The 1153-nt window shown below is 41.8% G+C and carries 1 protein-coding gene; it reads right to left on the bottom strand.

The features are described 5' to 3' along the window. A partial coding sequence (locus LFYK43_RS12105; protein WP_158609251.1) for an ISL3 family transposase occupies positions 1-1042 on the bottom strand: 1042 nt, incomplete at its 3' end. Positions 1043-1153 lie beyond the last annotated feature (111 nt).

Raw genomic sequence — 1153 nt, 5'->3', positions numbered from 1 at the left:
GCTGGTAATTCATGACTAGAGCCTGTATACCGGCTTGGTTACGGTGCCGGACAAAGTGGATCACCGCTTGATAAACTCGATAAACTTCCTTGAATTTTGGAAAAGCCTCTAGTCCTATATCAACAATGTTTTGTGCCGTGGTGTATTCATTTAAACCTGGATAATATTTTACTGCCTGCCCGTCCAATTCTGTTTCGTCTTTATGAAACAAGCGCCACTGGTGCTTCAAGACTTTGTATGTTCGGCTGCGATGATCATCCAGACTCTTCAGGCTTTTGACCCGTTCTCGGTCTAAGATTCCACCAACTAGTTGCACAATATGGAAACGATCAAAGACGATTGCGGCATTTGGAAAAATCCGATGAACAAATTGTTGGTACTGGGCGTTGAGATCCATAGTCACCAGCTTGACTTTCTGTCTTTCCGTCAGAGAATAGGTGTTGGTAAAGTATTCAGTGATCGTTTTGGTAAGCCGATTTGATAATAAAGCGACTAATTTGTGTGTTTTGGCGTCGATACAGATAAAGGCAAACTGGCCCTTGACTGAACGAAACTCATCAAAAGACAAGGCTTCTGGCAGCTGATGTGTCTTGACTAGGGCTTCTTTGCCTTGATAGAGGATCCGCTGAATCGAAGATGCCGAAATACCAGTGATCTTACTGATTGTTTTGATCGGCAAAGATTCCTGAGCTAAGGCACGAACGACTTGTTCAGCCTTTCTTGTGATCGAGTGCCCGGGTTGGACAATCTGAGTTTTAGCACTGAAAGTTCTGTGGCAATCATGACATAAATAGCGTTGTCTTCGGAGCTCTAAGTGAACCGGTCTTTGAACTACAGCCGGCAATTTTAGGGTTGTTGGTCGAGTACCATTCTTAACCACGTTAGATGAGGCACAGAAATGACATTTATCTGCTTGATAGGTCAATATTGCGGAGACCTCTTTAAAGTGCAAGTCATCTTGAACTTGGTCCTTGACTGCAAAAGTTTGGATATTAGGGTCTTTAATCTCGAGTAAATTTAGGATAGAATTGTCTTGGAACATCATTAAAACCTCGCTTTGATTTATTTTTAGACACTTTAATCTTAGCACTTGAGGGACAATGATGTCCTTTTTGAGTAGCTTGAGTAAAAAAATAGTGCTGATGATTTTACT

It is taken from the genome of Ligilactobacillus salitolerans (genome assembly GCF_003864415.1).
Classification (GTDB): Bacteria; Bacillota; Bacilli; order Lactobacillales; family Lactobacillaceae; genus Ligilactobacillus; species Ligilactobacillus salitolerans.
This window is presented reverse-complemented; position numbering and strand designations above follow the sequence as displayed.